We start from the raw sequence: 17,602 nt of genomic DNA, 5'->3' as shown, positions 1-17,602 counted from the left end.
TGGCGGTGGCCTGTCCACTCGAGGGGCTTGTTGGGCAACGCTTGCATGTAACTGCTATGTTTCCCCTCTGGTCTCATCATAATGTCTAGTCGAATGACGAATCTTGGTGTTGTTCAAGATATTCTCCCAGACAGATAAAAAAGTCACCCGTGAGGTTCCGAAGCCTGGCCACGTCCTGGCCAAGCCGACGTATCACTTCGGCGTACGAGGACACTAACGATGGGCCCTTTGTAGAGTCAAATAAGCCAAGTAGGTATAGAGCATTACAACCTTCTGCGTTGAAATGTGGACGCCGTTCGTAATCTATACGATAAATCGCCATTTCTCTAGGCTGGCCATTTTCATTTGTACATTCTCGCCAATGTTGAAGTGCATCCAATACCGCAGCATATTCGTTTGGGTGGAACGAATATTTGTTCCGAAGGTGCCTCACCATGTTCATTTCAGGTGTTCCTTCTGCGGGCCGAGAGTGGAACTTCTGAAGTGCACCGACCGCTTCTCGCAGGTGAGTATCCGCTAAAATCTCCTCTCTGAAGTGAGTGCTGACCTTTCCCTTTTTTCTGAAGAACAAGTGTCCCTCTGACACTAGGCCAGCAAGCATCAAGATTGGAGCCGAAGTGTAGCAATTGTGTTCGTGCTCGATCAGAAGCTGGTGTATTTCGTCGAGCTGGTTAACTCTGTGCATCCAAGCAGACAGACACATAAACAGTGCGGTCTTATCGCCCCCCCAAACGCGGAGCAAAGCATCAATGTCGGCATGAACAGCCAAACAGGTATTGGTTCTAATGACTCGTATCGGGTAAGCCATGATGCTGGCACTCACCATATTGATGTCGCGTCGACTATTTAGCTTAGCTGGACGGCCGAATGCGGTTCGTGAATGCTGCTGCCCAACAGTAAATAGACGGGTCCGTTAACCACGCCAGTCGATGCCTCCTGATCAGTCTAAGCATCTTTGTCTTGCCTGTCTTTTGGTCTGACAGAAGTTGCGCTGGCTGGGTTCTGCTCTTTTTGGTGCCTGCAGAAACGGATTTTTTGCGGGTCCGTGAACCATCTGTTCAGTCCTATGCAGTTCGAATGCTGGGGATTCGCTTCCATGGATGATCTGCAATCTCAAATCACAGATTCGCCTGTTCGATGCCATCCTTTTGCTCAGCAGGCTCTGAGATCAGAAGGCCTGTCGCTTGCGCTGCGTCACGCCCATTCCGAGGGTCATTCCCGTTGGGCCTTCAGGTACGTCCGCCCACGGCTTTGGGCCGCACCACATCGCTGCGATCCCCGGGATTCCCGCCGATTCCTTGGCGCTGCATGAACAACCGGGGGGTTTCGAGGGAGCCGGTTTCAGGCGTTCCCAGCTCAAGGTGGGTTGGGCTCCTTCCCTAAGGTCACCCCCGGCCCATGCGCCTCGCCGTCGCGGTCTTCGCTGATGTCCGCCCGCATCAATCCCCTGCTCGGCCTGCCGTTCGAGCCTGCGGTCGAGAGCCTCGGGCCCCAGCATTGGGATGTGGTGGAGGCGGCCTCCTTTCCGCTCAGCCGGCTGCGCTTCCGCAACGACGCCCTCCTGCAGCAGCTCGGTCTTGACGCCGCTTCGATCAGTGACGCGGACTTCGAGGCCGCCTATGGCCGTTTCGAGGCACGCACTCCCCTCCTGGCCCTGCGATATCACGGCTATCAGTTCGGCACCTACAACCCCTGCCTCGGCGATGGACGGGGTTTCCTCTACGGCCAGTTGCGTGATCGCCATGGCGCCCTCCATGACCTCGGCTCGAAGGGCTCCGGCACCACCCCCTGGAGCCGTGGCGGCGATGGCCGCCTCACCCTCAAGGGCGGCGTGCGCGAACTGATCGCCTCGGAGGCCCTGCATCGGCTCGGCGTCACCACCAGCCGCACCCTCAGCCTGGTGGAAACGGGCGAAGAGCTGTGGCGGGGCGACGAACCCTCGCCCACCCGCAGCTCGGTGATGGTGCGCCTGGCCCGCACCCATCTGCGCTTCGGCACCTGCGAACGGTTGCTCTACCTCCGCAAGCCCCAGCAGCTGGAGCAGTTGTTGCGCCATGTGGTGGCTGTGTACTACCCGCATCTGGCGTTGGCCCATCCGGCCACGGGCAAGGCCGGAGCAGTGCCCCAGCTGCTGGCCTTCTACGGCGAGCTGGTGGAGCGAGTGGCCCAGCTGGCGGCCGAGTGGATGGTGGCCGGCTTCACCCATGGCGTGCTCAACACCGACAACATGTCGCTGGCGGGCGAGAGCTTCGACTACGGCCCCTTCGCCTTCCTCGATACCTGGGATCCGGGCTTCACCGCCGCCTACTTCGACCACAGCGGCCTTTATGCCTACGGCCAGCAGCCGCTGATCTGTCATCAGAATCTGCGCCTGCTGCAGGAGCCCCTGGCGATGCTGCTGCCGCGGCCTGACCTGGAGGTGAGGCTGGAGCGCTTCGCTCCCACCTACGACCGGCACTACCGCCACTGCCTGATGCGACGGCTGGGTTTCGAGGCCACCGCTGGGGCGCCGATCGATGGTGGCGGTGCTGGCAGCGGCGATGGCAGCGGCGATCGTCCCGATCTGGTGCCGCTCACCCTGCAACTGCTGGCGGCCTGGCCGGTGGCCTATGGCTCCTTCTTTGCGGCGCTTGCCGATCGGATCGCCACCGGTGGCCTGCCGCCGGAGCCGGATGCGCTCGCCCCCTTCCTGGTGGGGGCCGTCGAGCCGCCGCATCGCCCGTGGCAGGACTGGCGTGATGGCTGGTGGGCCTGGAGCCATGGCCTTTCGTCCGAGCAGCAGGCCGCGATCCCCACCAGCCTGCGGCGCTGGAACCTGCCGCTGACCCCGGTGCGGGCTGAGGTGGAGCGTCTCTGGGAGGCGATCGACCAACGGGACGACTGGCAGCCGCTGCAGGATTGGCTGGCGTTGATTCGATGACCCGATTGTCGGGATCCGGGGTGTTTGGCGCTACAGCCCCTGGCGCCTGAATCTGTCTGACTTCTCATCAATGGATGTTTGCTTCGATGGTTCCCGATGACTTCCGAACAGGCCGCCCAGCTGATCGACGACACCCTGGATCTGGTCCATCAACGGCTCCAGGAACTGGACGACGACCAGTGGCGCCGTGAGCACAAGGCCCTGGCCGATGAATTCCGGGAGTGGCGCCAACCCAGCGGTGGCCACATTGATCTGATGCTCTGCCCTGGGTTCAGCAGGGGCTGAGCCGGCTCAGGATGGCTTCACCGGTTTGGCCAGGTTTCGCTCCAGCCAGGTCCAGTAGAGGGCCGAGATGCAGACGGAGGCCAGCAGCCCCACCACGGTCGAGCCGAGCAGGATCCGGCTCGAGAACGACCAGCCCAGATCCCAGATTCCCTCCTGGCGGATCACCTCCAGGCTCGGCCAGCCCCGGCCCGGGCCCAGCATCCAGCTGCCCAGCTGATAGTTGAACCAGTAGAGGGGCAGGTAGGTGATCGGGTTGCTGATCCAGGTGCCCGCCGCCGCCAGCAGATGGTTGCCCCGCAGCAGGCTGGCCAGACCGATGCCCAGGATGGTCTGCAGCCCGAAGAACGGGAAGCAGCCGCAGAAGATGCCGGCCGCCAGGCCCCGGGCCCGCTGGCCATGGCTGCCCTCCTGTTCCCACAACCAGAGCAGGGCCCGCCGCAGCCGAGACTGGGGGCTGCGTGGCCCTGGAGGGCTCTTGGGCTCGGAGGACACCATTGCAGCGATTGCCACGGCGGTGGCGCCTGGCCAGGGAAGTATTGCGATCGTACGCATCTCCGGTGGGGCGGCGGAGGCGATCGGCCGCCGGCTGTTCCGTGTCGCCGGCCGCCAGCTCTGGGAGAGCCACCGAGTGCTCTACGGCCATGTGCAGGATCCAGTCAGCGGCGAGCGCGTCGATGAAGCGCTGCTGCTGCTGATGCGCGCCCCGCGCAGCTTCACCCGTGAAGACGTGGTGGAGCTCCATTGCCATGGCGGGCTGATCGCCGTGGCGCGCGTGCTGGAGCTGGTGCAGGCGGCCGGGGCGCGCCGCGCCGCACCGGGGGAATTCAGTCAGCGGGCCTTCCTGAACGGCAGGCTCGATCTCACCCGCGCCGAGGCGATCAGTGAGCTGATCACCGCCCGCAGCCGGCGTGCGGCCCAGTTGGCGATGGCCGGTCTGGACGGGGGGCTGCAGCGACGCATCACGGCGCTGCGCGACCGGTTGCTCGATCAGCTGGCCGAGCTGGAGGCCCGGGTGGATTTCGAGGAGAACCTGCCTCCGCTGGCTGGATCGGCGGTGGTGGCGGCCCTGGAGGCGGTGAAGGAGGAGCTGGAGCAGTTGGTGGCGGAAGCCGGCCAGGGTCTGTTGCTGCGCGCTGGACTGAAGGTGGCGATCGTCGGGCGCCCGAACGTGGGCAAATCCAGCCTGCTCAATGCCCTCAGCCGCACGGACCGGGCGATTGTGACCGATCAGCCCGGCACCACCCGCGACCTGGTGGAAAGCGAGCTGGTGCTCCACGGGGTGCCCCTCACCCTGCTCGACACCGCCGGCATCCGGCCCACCGACGACCCCGTGGAGCGGCTGGGCATCGAGCGCAGCCGCGCTGCCCTGGCGGCCGCCGATGCGGTGCTGCTCCTCTACGACCTCACCGCCGGCTGGACCGCTGCCGATCAGCAGCTGCGCGACCTGGTGCCCGAGGGGGCGGCGCTGCTGCTGGTGGGAAACAAGGCCGACGCGGCGCCGCCAGACCCGGGGTCCCCAGCCCGGCTGCTGATCAGTGCCCGCACCGGCGCGGGCTGCGATGCCCTGGTGGAAACGCTGCTGCAGCGCTGCGGCGCCACCCTGCAGGAGGGCCTGCAGGTGGCGCTCAATGCCCGCCAGCGCGAGCTGGCCGCCGCCGCCGCCGCCGCCCTGGAGCGCAGCCTGGAGGCGGCAGCAGACCAGCTGCCCTGGGACTTCTGGACGATCGATCTGCGCGCCGCCGTGCGCAGCCTCGGCGAGATCACCGGCGAGGAGGTGAGCGAAGCGGTGCTCGATCGGGTGTTCGCGCGCTTCTGCATCGGCAAGTGAGGGCGCTGGCCACAATGAGGTCTGCGTGCGCGGCTGAGCGGTGATCGATCCCAGGGCCCAGCTTCCTGTGGAGCAGCGCCAGGCCATCGGCGCCGCCGGCCTGGCCGCCCTGCTCACGGTGGCTCGCTGCAATGGCGCGCCGTCGGCCAAAGCCCTCGCCGCTATCGGCGGTGTGCGTGATCACCTGCTGCGGATTGATTGCGATCTCGATTCCCTGCCGCCGATCACGCCGGCCCAGCTCGCCGAACGGGTGCGGGCGGTGAACCCCGATCCCCAGTGGCGGGAGCGCATCCTGCGCGGCATGACCCTGGTGGCCCTGTTCGATGGTGAGCCCACCCCGGCGCAGCAGCAGTTGCTGGAGCAGGCGGCTGCCGCCCTGGCGGTGGACCCGGCGCCGGTGCGCACCTTCCGGCAGGTGATGGAGCAGCGGCTGGCCCTGGTGCGCTTCGATATCGGCCGGCGCGGCTTCATCGCCTCGGCGGCACGGGCCACGCTGGAGCAGGAAGGGCTGCGCGGTGCCCTGGGGGTGGCGCGGGTGCTGCTGCGGCAGGAGGATCCGGCCATGGCCGAGCGCTACCGCGCCCTGCGCCACTACCCCGCCGGCAGTTTCGGGCTGGCCTATGCCGCCTTCATCGACCGCAACCACTTCGGCTTCCCCGGAGAGATCGGCGGCCCACCGCCGCCGGTGATGCACCACGACTGCTGCCATGTGCTCGGCGGTTACGGCACCACCGCCGCCGAAGAGGGGGCCGTGCTCGGCTTCCAGGCGGGCTTTGAGCGGGTGGATCCGTTCTATGTGCTGATGTTCGGCCTGGCGGAGTTCGAGCTGGGCATCGGCGCCACGCCGTTCATCCCGGGCGAACGCGATGCGCTCGATGTGGAGCGCCTGTTCGCCGGCATGGCCCATGGCGCCCAGGTGTCGGTGGATCTGATCGCCGCCATCGACCCCTGGGACCACTTCGCCGAGCCGCTGGAGGAGGTGCGCCGCCGCTTCAATGTGCTGCCCCGTGGCCGTGAGCCGGAATGGCCGGCGCCGATCATGGGCTGATCCGTCGCGCCTGCCGCCGCCTGCTGCTCCCTTCCCCCGCCTGCCCCTTGCCTGCCCCGCCGCCGCTGCTGCCCTTCAGCCCTGCCCTTGAGCAGCAGCTGCGCAGCTGGCTGGCCGAAGATCTCGGCCGCGGCGACCTCACCGCCCCCGCCCTGGCGGGCGCCCGGGGCCGGGCCCACTGGATCGCCAAGGCCGATGGGGTGTTCTGCGGCGGCGTGCTGGTGGAGCCTCTGTTCCGGCTGCTGGATCCCGCCTTGGCCGTGCGGGTGCAGGTGGCCGATGGGGAGCCGGTGGCGAGCGGTCAGCGGCTGCTGGAACTGGAGGGGGCGGCTGACGCCCTGGTGGCGGCGGAGCGCACCGCCCTCAACCTGGCCATGCGCCTGAGCGGCATCGCCACCGCCACCGCCTTGCTGGTGGCCGAGCTGGCGGGCACGGGCGTGGCCCTGGCCGACACCCGCAAGACCACGCCCGGGCTGCGGCTGCTGGAGAAGTACGCCGTGCGCTGCGGTGGCGGGCTGAACCACCGCTTCGGCCTCGATGACGCGGCCATGCTCAAGGAGAACCACCTGGCCTGGAGCGGTGGGGTGGGCCCGGCGATCGCGGCGGTGCGGGCGGCGGCGCCCTGGCCGGCGCGGCTGATTGTGGAGGCGGAAACGGCCGCCGAGGCGGAAGCTGCCGTGGCCGCCGGCGCCGACGCGGTGTTGCTTGATGAATTCACCCCGGAGGCCCTGCAGGCGCTGGTGCCGCAGCTGCGGCAGCTGGCGGTGGCGCAGGGGCGGGCGGTGGTGCTGGAAGCGTCGGGGGTGCAACCCGAGCAGCTGCGGGCCTACGCCACCACCGGCATCGATCTGATCTCCACCAGTGCGCCGGTCACCCGCAGCCGCTGGCTGGATCTGAGCATGCGCCACCTTCCGCCCGGCCGCTGAACGCGGCCGTGGTGCTGGTTCCGGGCGCCCTGGATGGGAGGGATCGGTGGCTTTGTGCCTTTGCTTGTGGGCCTGTGGCGTTGCGCGCCCCTTGGCAGCAGAGTGTCGGAGGGTTTTCGACGCTGCTTGCCATGCCGTTCTGCCGCTTCTTGAGCCGGAGCCTGCGGATCAGCTCAGTGACCCTTGCCCTGCTCGCGGCCGTGTTGCCGGCCGCCGAGGCCCGGGCCGGGTCGGTGCTGCAACGCGTTGCCAGCACTGGCGAGCTGGTGGTGGGCAGCGAACCCCTCCTGCCCCCCCTGAGCTTCCGTGACAGCAGCGGCCAGCCGGCCGGCTACGGGGTGGAGGTGGTGCGCCGCGTCCAGGCTGAGCTGGCCGCTGCTCTGGGCCGGCCGATCACCGTGCGCTTCGAAGCGGTGAGCGAGCCCGCCGAACTGGTGCGACGGGTGGGCAAGGGAGAATTGGCCCTCGCCTGCGGCGTGCCCTTCTCCTGGGCCCGCGATGCCCAGGTGGATTACACCCTGCCGATCGGGCTCTCCGGCATCCGGGTGCTGGCTCCGGCGGGCAAGATCGACGGCTCCCCCGCCTCCCTGCTGGGCCGCAGCATCGGCGCGGTGCCGGGCTCCCTTGGCGAGGCGGTGCTGAAGGGCATTCAGCCCCAGGCCCGCCTGGTTCCTTTCGCCAACCTGGCTGAGGCGGTGGTCGCGCTGAAGGCCGGCCGGCTGGATGGCGTGATGGGCGACACCAACCTGCTCACCGGCCAGGCCAACAGCCTGGGTGCCACCGGTCTGGTGGTGATGCCGGAGCAGCCCTATGAGCGCTATGCGGTGGGTTGCATCGTTCCTGAGAACGATTCAGCCTTCCGCGACCTCACCAACCTGGCGATCGCCCGGTTGCTGCAGGGCTATGTGGACGGCGATCCCGCAGCGGTGGCCAGCGTGGACCGCTGGGTGGGGCCCAAAGGGGTGCTGGGGGTGCCGTCCGAGCGGATTCGCACCTACTTCGAATCGGTGCTGCTGAATCACGAGGCGATCCGCCCCCAGGGCCCCGCCGCGGCGTCTGCCACGCCAGCCTCTCCCTGAAGCTTCCTGCTCACGACCCACCGTTCACTTCCAGGCTTCCCCGGACCACCGCTTTCCGCCTTCCGCTTTTTCGTTCTCCAGGTTTCACCTCCGATGGCTTCCTTACCACGTCTCAGGCTGTTCGGCTTTCTGCTTTTCCTGGCGATCCTGCCGCTGATTCCCGCCGCCGAGGCCCTGGCGTCCGCCGCCGCCAGCTCTCGCCATGACGGCCCCGATCTGGACAGCCTCGGCGTGGAGGGCCGCCTGCGCCGCATCGCCGGGGCTGTTCGCGAGCGGGAAACCGGATCAGCTGCAGCCAGGGCCATCCCCGACGATGTGCTGGCCTACGTGTTCGTGAACGGGCCGCGGGTGGGCTGGCGCAACGGCGGCTTCTACAACGGTGGCTTCCGCAATGGCGGGTTCTGGAACGGGGGCTTCCGCAACGGCGGCGGCTGGCGCAACGGCGGCTTCGGCAATGGTGGCTTCCGCAATGGCGGTGGCTTCCGCAACTTCTGGTGAGCCGTTGAACCCCGAAACGTTCGGCCCGCTGCGGTTGCTGGTGGTGCAGCCCACCCCGTTCTGCAACCTCGACTGCGACTACTGCTATCTGCCCAGCCGCGACGATCGCAGCCGCCTGCCGCTGGAGCTGCTGGAGCGCACCCTGGAGCGGGTGCTGGAGAGCCCTTACGCCACCGGTGATTTCACCCTGCTCTGGCATGCCGGTGAGCCGCTCACCATGCCGATCGCCTTCTACGACGAGGCCACGGCCCTGATCGGCCAGGTGCTGGCGCGTCGGCAGGGGCCGCCGCTGCGGATCGAGCAGTCGCTGCAGACCAACGCCATGACGATCGACGCCGCCTGGTGCGACTGCTTCGAGCGCAACGACATCCATGTGGGCGTGAGCCTCGATGGCCCCGCCTTCCTGCACGACGCCCACCGCCGCACCCGCACCGGCCTGCCCAGCCACGCCGCCAGCCTGCGGGGCATCGGCTGGCTGCAGCGCCGTGGCATCCCCTTCCAGGTGATCGCCGTGCTCACCGACGACGCCCTCGATCACGCCGACACCCTGTTCGACTTCTTCGTCGGCGAAGGCATCGACAACCTGGCCTTCAACATGGAGGAAACCGAAGGGGAGAACCTCAGCTCCACCCTCTCGCGGCCACGCTCGGAGGCGCGCTACCAGGCGTTTCTGGAGCGTTTCTGGGAGCGGCTGCGGGCCCAGCCCGGTGCCCTGCGCCTGCGGGAGTTCGAGGAGATCGCCGGCCTGGCCTGCGGCGATCAGCGCCTGGCACGCACCGACATGAACCATCCGTTCGCGATCGTGAACGTGGATGCGCGTGGCAACTTCTCCACCTTCGACCCCGAGCTGCTGTCGGTGGCCACCGCCGCCTACGGCGACTTCGCCTTCGGCAACGTGAGCACCGACAGCCTGGCCTCGGTGGTGGAGAGCGCCAAGTTCCAGCGGGTGCTCGCTGAGATCCGCGCCGGTGTGGCCCGCTGCCGCGCCGAGTGCGACTACTTCGGCCTCTGCGGCGGCGGCGCCGGCAGCAACAAATACTGGGAGCGCGGCACCTTCGACTGCAGTGAAACCCAGGCCTGCCGCTACCGCATCAAGCTCAGCGCCGATGTGGTGATGGCGGGCCTGGAGCGGGAACTGGAGCTCACCGGCTGAGTCGAGCCTTCGGGCGCGGCACAATCAGGCACCCGAAGGCCAGAACTCCGGCTGATCGAGCATGGGCCGCTCCAGCGGCAGCACGTGGAAGCGGCGGCGGATCTCCAGCAGGGGCTCAGTGGCGAAGGCCAGGTGGTCGAGCCGGCTGAAATCGCCGCTGCAGGCGGCGCCGCGGCGCCAGGCTTCCGCCAGCAGCTCGGGCGCACCCGGCAGATCAAGCGCGCCCCGTTTGCCGTTCAGGCCGTTGTAGGGCTCACCGTCGCCGCCGTAGGGCTCGAACTGGTTGTTGTCGCCGTGCACGAACAGGCCCACCTCGTGGATCAGGAAGTTGGCGAGCGAGGCCATCCAGTTGGCGTCGTCGTTGCGCAGCGCCAGCTTGAAGGCGCCCAGGGCGATCTCGCCCGGCCCCGTGGGCTCGTAGCCGGTGATCACATGGTTCATGTCATGGGTCACGTAGTAGGCGGGGTTGGGCGTGTCGCGGCTGGGCAGCGGCAGGCCGTTGCGGGCATAGAACTGCGCGAAGGCCCAGCCGAGACTGCCGTGGGGGCAATCGCGCAGCCCCTGCACCTGCGCGAAGAAGGCATCGCCCAGATCCGTGCCCGCAGCCGCGCCGTGGCGTGAGGAGAGCTCCGGCAGGAAGGCGGCGTAGCAACGCACGAAGTCGGCGGTGGCGTCCGCCGCCGTGCGATGGAAGAGGTCCTGCACAAGGCGCAGCTCCACGCCCTGCAGGCCGAGCGCGTTGCTGAAGGCCTCCAGCCGCTGCAGCTGAGCCTCGCTGCGGGGGTGCCGGCAGAGCTCAAGCATGATCGCCAGCTGCAGGAAGCGGCGGCGGCTCTCCTCGCCGGTGAGCTGCAGGGCCAGGGCAGGCGGTGGCAGCGGCGCGATGGCTGTGAGTTCGTCGGGGATGAGCCCGAGCAGGTGCACCGCCAGGCTGCGCAGCAACCGCGCCTGCTCAGGGGTGGCGCCCCCCTCCACGGCGATCAGATCGCGCAGCCCGCCCACCAGGGTGCGTGCCAGCGGGGGCGGGAAGGGTTGCAGCATCAACGGTCGCGCCGCGCCCGCCCATTCAAGCGTTGTTCGTCAGCTCTGGGCTGCCGGGCTGGTTCGAGCGGCCTTTGGGGGGTCGGGTGTGGCTGGCTGTGCTGGCTGGAATTGATCCTCCCCACCCTCAGTTGGGTAGGTAGGCGGTGCTGCTCCAGTCCTGCATCTCTTCCAGGTTCAGCTGGGTGCCATGGGCTTCGTTGTACAGGCCCAGCACCACGGCGAGATCGCTGGCAGCCATGGTTCCATCGCTGAGCTACTGGCTGACGGGGCCGAACAGGCCCGTGGCGATCCGGCTGGCCAGCTCCGGATCTTCGGCTCCTGTCACGCAGCGCTGCAGCATCGGGATCAGCGCCTCGCGGTGGGCCGGATTCAGTCCCCAGCGGATTGCCCCCAGCAGGCTCCTGATCACGGCAGGGGCCTGATCGCCGTGGGTGTGCAGCCACCAGTCGCTGGCCACCACCACACCCTGGTAGCCCCCCAGCAGGGCGATATCAATGTCGATGCCCACCCCGCCGCGAAGGCGGCTTCCGTTGCCTCCAGGAACAGAGCCACCTCGACGGACGGCGCGTTTGGGGCCGTCATGGTGTGCGCTGGGGAGGGATGATCAGGGGCAGTGCCTGCCGCAGCTGCGCGCAGCCATGGAGAGGGTTTTCCCCGAGGTGGGCCAGCTGGCGTCTGCCTCCAGGCCGGACTTCAGTGATTTCCAGGCCAACGGAAACGGAGCCCTGGCCCTGGCCAGGCCCCTTGATCTGCCCCCCTGGCCCGGGTGCTGGCGTTCCGCAGCCAGCCGGCGCTGCGGCTCAACCACGTGGGTGCCTGATCGGACGGAGAGTTTGCCTTGGTCGCCCGTATTGCGTTCATCACGGGCTGTGGGCAGAAAAGTCGATTGTCCGTAACCTGGCTCGGGTTTGGTTGCGATCGGGCTTTGAAGGTTCCACAGATTCTGGGTCTGCTCGGTGGAGATGGCAGCAGGCCCCTGAAGCAACAGTTGGCGATCACTCTGGCTGTGGTGTTCACTGCATCGATCCTGGTGGCGGTGCTGTTGCTTGATCAGTTGTTCGCATGGCAGGCCAGGGGGCTGATTGATCAGCGCTCAGGATTTTTCATGGACAGCATGCTGGCTGTTAGGGAGTACACCAGCAAGGACGTCAATCCGATTGTGGCGCCTCTCAATGAGGGCCCCGGTGAGTTCCGGCCGGAAGCTGTCCCCAGCTACTCAGCCACCTCCGTATTCGAATATCTCAAGCAAGCCAAGCCAGAATACAAGCAATATTCCTATCGAGAAGCCGCGCTCAACCCCACCAACCTCAAGGACAAGGCCGACACATTTGAGACTTCGATCATCCAGGCGTTAAGGGAGGCGCCAAACACGGCCTCCCTCAGTGGAGAGAAGGCCACGCCCCTGGGACGCTTTCACTATCTGGCTCGACCGATCAAGATTTCCAAGGGCAGTTGTCTGGTCTGCCATTCCACGCCCGAGCGTGCGCCTCGCAGCCAGTTGCTGGCCTATGGCGACAGCAACGGTTTTGGATGGCAGCTCCACGAGGTGGTCGGCGCCCAGATCGTCACTGTGCCCCAGGATGCCGTCTTCAAGGCGAAGCGGCAGTCGCTGCTCACCACGGCTCTGCTGTTGGCTCTTGTGTTCGTGGTTGTCGGTCTGGCGGCCAATTCCGTTCTCAATCGGTTGATCCTCAGGCCCATGCGCCTGATCAGCCAGAAGGCCGAGGAGGCGAGCGTCACCCCGGTCAGTGTCAGCTTCGCTGAGAAGAGCCGCGCCGACGAGATCGGTCTCCTGGCCAGAAGCTTCGACAGGATGAAACAGAGCCTGGCGATTTCGATGCAGATGCTCAAGGATCGACAGAAGCCCTGATGACTGGCCGCTGGCAGCGCCGGTTCAAGCGATGGAGGAGCAGGGGAGCAGGATCGGTGTTGATTCTGTTCGCCTTTGTCCTCGGCGCCTGTGCCTCCAGTCCTGGTTCGGGTTCTGTCCTCTGCGGCCCCTCGGGCGTGCTCAGGGTGGGGCTGCTGGCTCCGAGTGAGGGCAGCACCAGCACGGCTCCTCAGTTTCGCGACGCCGATCTGCAGGCGCTCAAGTCTTTGCTGCTGCAGGCCAGCCGCTGCGATGTTGAATTGGAGCCACTGACCAGTGTTGATCGGGCCCGCACCCGTCTGAACGAACGTCACTGGGATCTGGCCTTTCTTCCTCCTGGGCTCACTGCCGTTGCCCTCGGCCCGTCAGCGGGCTACAAATCAGTGCGATCTCTTGCCTCCAGTCGCCACTCCCGTTCAGCGATCCTGGTGCAGCAGTCGAGCCGATTCCGTGGTCTCCAGGATCTGCATCAGGCCAGAATCGGTTTGCTGCCACGTGGATCACTCACGGGTTTCTATCTGCCTCTTTACAACTTGCATGGACTGAATCTCTCGCGCGTCAGCTATGCTCTCAATCATGCATCTCTCCTCTCCCTGCTGGAGCGTGGAGAGGTTGACGCGATCGCCTGGGATGAGGCTCTGGCTGTCCCATCCCCAGTGTTGCGGCGTCTGCACTTGGATGAGCATTCCCTGCCGCAGGGGGCGCTGGTGCTGAGCGATTCCCTGGCCAGCTCCGACTACATCCCTTTTCTACGAGCCCTCGATGCCAATGCTTCCCAGATGCCGGTCGGCCTTGGGTACGCTGCCGGTGTGCTGCCGGAGCAACAGGCGATCCAGCCGCTCAGAGCAATTGTGGAGAGCGTGGAATCCTGGAAGCTTCCCCTCGATGGGCAGCCCTATCGGGTGTATGGAGCCAAGGTGGCGAGATGAGCATGCATCCTTCCCAGACACGCCATCTCAAGGTGATTGTGTTCAGTGATGTAGTGGATTCATCGGCGCAGATCTTCGCCGATGAATTGATTGCCATTCAGCGAATCAAGGAGGATCTGGCGATGATCCGTGATGCTGTGCAGCGCCATGGAGGCTGCCTGGTGAAGAGCCTTGGTGATGGAATCCTGGCCACTTTTGACGCTCCGACCCAGGCCCTGGAATTCGTGGAGTATGTGGTCCTGCGAATCACCCGTCGCGGCAGCCAATCGCTGCAGCACCGCTTCGGGTTGCACACCGGCGAAATCTATGTCAATGGCGACGACATCATCGGCCGGGGAGTGCATCTGGCCTCCCGTCTCCAGACCACGGCTCCGGTCAACGGCGTGGCCTTTGTGCAGTCCACCTATGAGTTGGTCGACCCCCGCTTCCAGCGGCGATGCGTGCCCATGGGACCCGTGGAGCTCAAGGGCCTGCCCAATGCTGTGATCTGTTATGCCATCGAAGCCGAGGCACTGATCGGCGAGCAGGCCGGTGCGGCCCTGGCGGAACACGGCCTCGAAGCTCTGCTGGTGGACACTCCATACCGCCTCGAGCGGCCCCTGAGCGCAGCCCCTGGCGGGGGAACCTATCTGGTGCGGGAACAGAGTCGCAATCGTCGAGCTGTACTCAAGCTGATCCCCTGTGATGCCACCAACCTGGATGCTCTTCAGGTGGAGGCGGCTTGTTTCGAGCGTCTACGCCACCCCAGCCTGCCCAGGTTCGTTGATGCATTCGAGCATCGTGGTTCCTTTCTGTTTCTGCAGGAGTACATTCCCGGCGTTTCGCTACAGGGTTCGCTCGACATCCTGCGCCGCAAACAGAGGCTGGCAGAGCTGTTGCGTCAGGCGCTGGGGATGCTGGATGCCATCCATTCCGCAGGCATCGTCCATGGCGATCTTCATCCCGCGAACCTGATTCCCGCCGAAACGGGTGGTTCACCGTTCCTGGTCGACTTTGGACTGCTCAAGGCCCGCTCGACCGGTGCCACTCCTGCAGGCGAACCTCTCAGTTGTCGCCCCTTCTACAGCCCCCCGGAGCGGACACGCTTCGGCAGTCTCACCCCTCAGGGGGATCTTTACGCCCTTGGAGTGATGGCCCTCAGTCTCTACACAGGGCAGAACCTCTCCGACCTGTATCACCGGAGCGAGGAACGTTGGCTGCTTGAGGATCTGGTGGATCCCGAACTGATCGACTGGCTGACTCCTTTGCTGGCGGAGTCTCCTTCCCGGCGCCTGCTGAGTGCTGGCGACGCTCTCCAGCGTCTTGATCGGCCTAACGCACTGGCCGGGGTGTCTTCTCCACGGGCGAGGGCGGATGAGGGCGGCCTGCCGCCGCTGTCGGATCAGCTCAGTCCCCTTCGCAAGGCTGTGCTTCAACGGACACTCACGGCCACCTATGGCCCCGTGGTGGAGCTGTTGCTGGAGAGCTCGTCATCCACCGTCTCGCGATCGGATGTGGAAGCGCTGCGTCAGCGGCTGGTGGGGGCAGGCCTCTCTCTGACGGACGTCGACGCGGCATTCCGTGAGGCTCAGGAGACCGCGGGGCACGGCACGGAGCCGCAGCCGGCCGTGCTCCCGGCAGGGTCGTGGCAGGACAGCCTGGTCCCGATGCTGCGCCAACGCATCGGACCGATCGCCGATGTGCTTTTCGATGAGCCCTTGCGAGCGGCGATCGCCGCTGATCCGCCCGAGGCCCGCCGTTTGCTGCTGCAGTCGGCCGTGCCTCCAGATGTGGTGGATGAGCTCCTCTCCCAGGCCGAGTCCCTTCGTCTCTCGCCGGTCCTGACGGTTCCTGCAGCCCGCCCGCCCGCCACCCCCTTGGCAACTGAGATCGGTTCGGAAGCGGCGGCTTCGGCTCCGGATCTCGAGAAGGTGCTGGTGGAGCTCATCGGACCGATCGCGGCCACCGTGCTCGCCTCTCTGGGGGACCGACCGAAGGGGGAGCAACTCGAAGCGGTGATCGTTTCGCTGGAGGGCTTCGGTGTGGAGGCAGGGACGCTCCAGGAGTTGCGCAGGCGCTTGAACGTCAGCTGAGTCCGCCCGGAGAGGGATGATCGGGGCTGGATCGTTTCCCCCTGGCGGCCGCCCAGCCGCCACCGCTGCCCATGCTTCGCCTCGCCCACGCCCTCAACGCCCAGCTGCGTGCGGCTTTGGAGCGAGCCTTCCCTGATGCGGCGGCGGCGGCCCAGGTGAGCGGAGCGCTGCTTGATCCTCAGCTGGTGCCGGCCAGCCAGTCGGAATTCGGTGATTTCCAGGCCAACGGAGCCCTGGCCCTGGCCAGGCCCCTGGGTCTGCCCCCCCGGACCATTGCCAAGGCCATCGTCGAGCAGCTGGCCGATGATCCAGCCTTTGGCGAGCTCTGCGAACCGCCCCAGATCGCCGGGCCTGGCTTCATCAACCTCACCCTGCGACCCGAGCGGCTGGCCGGTGAGGTGGCGAGGCGCCTCGCCGATCCGCGTCTGGGGGTGCCGACGGTGCCCGGGCCGAGCGGCAACTCGGCGCCGGCGCCGGTGGTGGTGGATTTCTCCAGCCCCAACATCGCCAAGGAGATGCATGTGGGGCACCTGCGCTCCACGATCATCGGCGACGCCCTGGCCCGAGTGCTGGAGTTCCGCGGCCATCCGGTGCTGCGGCTCAACCACGTGGGTGACTGGGGCACCCAGTTCGGCATGCTGATCACCCACCTCAAGCAGGTGGCCCCCGAAGCGCTGACCACCGCCGATGCCATCGATCTGGGCGATCTGGTGGCCTTCTACCGCCAGGCCAAGGCCCGCTTCGACGCCGATGCCGCTTTCCAGGCCACCGCGCGCGAGGAGGTGGTGAAGCTGCAGAGCGGCGATCCGATCAGCCGCCGGGCCTGGCAGCTGCTGTGCGAGCAGAGTCGCCGTGAGTTTCAGCAGATCTACGATCGCCTCGACATCCGCCTGAGCGAGCGGGGTGAGTCGTTCTACAACCCCCTGCTGGAGGGGGTGGTGGCCGATCTGGAGGGGCTGGGGCTGCTGGTCACTGATGACGGCGCCGGTTGCGTCTTCCTGGAAGGGGTGAAGGGCAAGGACGGCCAGCCTTTGCCGCTGATCGTGCGGAAGAGCGACGGCGGCTTCAACTACGCCACCACCGACCTGGCGGCCCTGCGTTACCGCTTTGCCGCTCCGCCCGCAGGCGATGGCGCCGGGCGGCTCATCTATGTGACCGACGCCGGCCAGGCCAGCCATTTCGCCGCCGTGTTCCAGGTGGCCCGCCGCGCCGGCTGGGTGCCGGTGGGGCGGCGGCTGGAGCACGTCCCGTTCGGCCTGGTGCAGGGAGACGACGGCAAGAAGCTCAAGACCCGCTCCGGCGACACCGTGCGGCTCAAGGACCTGCTCGATGAAGCGGTGGAGCGGGCCGAGGCGGATCTGCGCCGCCGGCTGGCGGAGGAGGAGCGCACCGAAGCTGAATCCTTCATTCGCCATGCGGCCACCACGGTGGGCATCGCCGCAGTGAAGTACGCCGACCTCAGCACCAACCGGAGCACCAACTATCAGTTCAGCTTCGATCGCATGCTGGCCCTGAATGGCAACACGGCCCCCTATCTGCTCTATGCGGTGGTGCGCATCGCCGGCATCGTCCGCAAGGGGGGTGCCCAGCTTGATCCTGCCGCCGGGGCATCAGGCCCGGCGCTGCCGGAGGAGCTGCCGGGGGTGCTCCACTTCAGCGAGCCGCAGGAGTGGGCCCTGGTGCGCGAACTGCTGAAATTCGATGCCGTGATCGCCGAGGTGGAGGAGGAGTTGTTGCCCAATCGGCTGTGCAGCTACCTGTTCGAGCTCAGCCAGGTGTTCAACCGCTTCTACGACCAGGTGCCGGTGCTGAAGGCCGATGAACCGGCCCGTTCCTCCCGACTGGCGCTCAGCCGTTTCACGGCAGCCACCTTGAAGCTGGGGCTGGGTCTGCTCGGCATTCCCACCCTTGAGCGGATGTGATGGGTTCGCGGGAGCGAGGACGAGGGCA

Annotated in this window: 15 protein-coding genes; 12 read left to right on the top strand and 3 right to left on the bottom strand. The window is 66.6% G+C overall.

What is annotated here, in order from left to right; genetic code table 11:
* Window positions 1-1,426 precede the first annotated feature (1,426 nt).
* Complete coding sequence (locus ACXMDY_RS10805) at window positions 1,427-2,920, top strand: protein adenylyltransferase SelO (protein ID WP_259701217.1); 1,494 nt, start codon at window positions 1,427-1,429, stop codon at window positions 2,918-2,920.
* 96 nt (window positions 2,921-3,016) lie between these two features.
* Entirely contained in the window at window positions 3,017-3,205 is a 189-nt protein-coding gene (locus ACXMDY_RS10800) for a hypothetical protein (RefSeq protein ID WP_259701216.1), read from the top strand.
* A gap of 6 nt (window positions 3,206-3,211) precedes the next feature.
* Here ACXMDY_RS10800 and ACXMDY_RS10795 read toward each other — a convergent pair whose 3' ends face one another.
* Window positions 3,212-3,700, bottom strand: a complete 489-nt coding sequence (locus ACXMDY_RS10795; RefSeq protein ID WP_259701215.1) for a DUF2062 domain-containing protein — start codon at window positions 3,698-3,700, stop codon at window positions 3,212-3,214.
* Between ACXMDY_RS10795 and mnmE the strand changes: the two genes are divergently transcribed.
* From mnmE to grrM, 6 genes are all read left to right on the top strand, one after another.
* Complete coding sequence (gene mnmE, locus ACXMDY_RS10790) at window positions 3,681-5,033, top strand: tRNA uridine-5-carboxymethylaminomethyl(34) synthesis GTPase MnmE (RefSeq protein ID WP_259701214.1); 1,353 nt, start codon at window positions 3,681-3,683, stop codon at window positions 5,031-5,033. The genes ACXMDY_RS10795 and mnmE overlap by 20 nt on opposite strands.
* 40 nt (window positions 5,034-5,073) lie before the next feature.
* Window positions 5,074-6,081, top strand: a complete 1,008-nt coding sequence (locus tag ACXMDY_RS10785; protein ID WP_259701213.1) for a TerB family tellurite resistance protein — start codon at window positions 5,074-5,076, stop codon at window positions 6,079-6,081.
* Entirely contained in the window at window positions 6,057-7,007 is a 951-nt protein-coding gene (gene nadC / locus ACXMDY_RS10780) for a carboxylating nicotinate-nucleotide diphosphorylase (protein WP_259701212.1), read from the top strand. Before ACXMDY_RS10785 ends, nadC begins: the two co-directional genes overlap by 25 nt.
* 176 nt (window positions 7,008-7,183) lie before the next feature.
* Complete coding sequence (gene grrP, locus ACXMDY_RS10775; protein ID WP_457767612.1) at window positions 7,184-8,086, top strand: extracellular substrate binding-like orphan protein GrrP; 903 nt, start codon at window positions 7,184-7,186, stop codon at window positions 8,084-8,086.
* Window positions 8,087-8,179: 93 nt separating this feature from the next.
* Window positions 8,180-8,584, top strand: a complete 405-nt coding sequence (gene grrA / locus ACXMDY_RS10770) for a GrrA/OscA1 family cyclophane-containing rSAM-modified RiPP (protein ID WP_259701210.1) — start codon at window positions 8,180-8,182, stop codon at window positions 8,582-8,584.
* A gap of 4 nt (window positions 8,585-8,588) precedes the next feature.
* Window positions 8,589-9,737, top strand: coding sequence for a cyclophane-forming radical SAM/SPASM peptide maturase GrrM/OscB (gene grrM / locus ACXMDY_RS10765; RefSeq protein ID WP_259701209.1), 1,149 nt, complete (start codon window positions 8,589-8,591; stop codon window positions 9,735-9,737).
* Between the two features lie 24 nt (window positions 9,738-9,761).
* On the opposite strand, the gene ACXMDY_RS10760 is transcribed toward grrM, so the two are convergent.
* Window positions 9,762-10,778, bottom strand: a complete 1,017-nt coding sequence (locus ACXMDY_RS10760) for a hypothetical protein (protein ID WP_259701208.1) — start codon at window positions 10,776-10,778, stop codon at window positions 9,762-9,764.
* 256 nt (window positions 10,779-11,034) lie between these two features.
* Complete coding sequence (locus ACXMDY_RS10755; RefSeq protein ID WP_259701207.1) at window positions 11,035-11,289, bottom strand: hypothetical protein; 255 nt, start codon at window positions 11,287-11,289, stop codon at window positions 11,035-11,037.
* Between the two features lie 417 nt (window positions 11,290-11,706).
* Here ACXMDY_RS10755 and ACXMDY_RS10750 point away from each other — a divergent pair, with 417 nt between their 5' ends.
* The 4 genes from ACXMDY_RS10750 to argS all read left to right on the top strand — a co-directional run bounded on the left by ACXMDY_RS10750 (window position 11,707) and on the right by argS (window position 17,574).
* Window positions 11,707-12,651: a c-type heme family protein gene (locus tag ACXMDY_RS10750; protein WP_259701206.1), complete on the top strand. Its 945-nt coding sequence runs from the start codon at window positions 11,707-11,709 to the stop codon at window positions 12,649-12,651.
* A gap of 56 nt (window positions 12,652-12,707) precedes the next feature.
* Entirely contained in the window at window positions 12,708-13,580 is an 873-nt protein-coding gene (locus ACXMDY_RS10745; protein ID WP_259701205.1) for a PhnD/SsuA/transferrin family substrate-binding protein, read from the top strand.
* Window positions 13,581-13,582: 2 nt separating this feature from the next.
* Window positions 13,583-15,652: a protein kinase domain-containing protein gene (locus ACXMDY_RS10740; RefSeq protein ID WP_259701204.1), complete on the top strand. Its 2,070-nt coding sequence runs from the start codon at window positions 13,583-13,585 to the stop codon at window positions 15,650-15,652.
* 71 nt (window positions 15,653-15,723) lie between these two features.
* The gene (gene argS / locus ACXMDY_RS10735) at window positions 15,724-17,574 is read left to right on the top strand and encodes an arginine--tRNA ligase (RefSeq protein ID WP_259701203.1); all 1,851 of its coding nucleotides are present in this window, start codon (window positions 15,724-15,726) and stop codon (window positions 17,572-17,574) included.
* Window positions 17,575-17,602 lie beyond the last annotated feature (28 nt).

The organism is Cyanobium sp. ULC082, from assembly GCF_977927535.1.
This window is presented reverse-complemented; position numbering and strand designations above follow the sequence as displayed.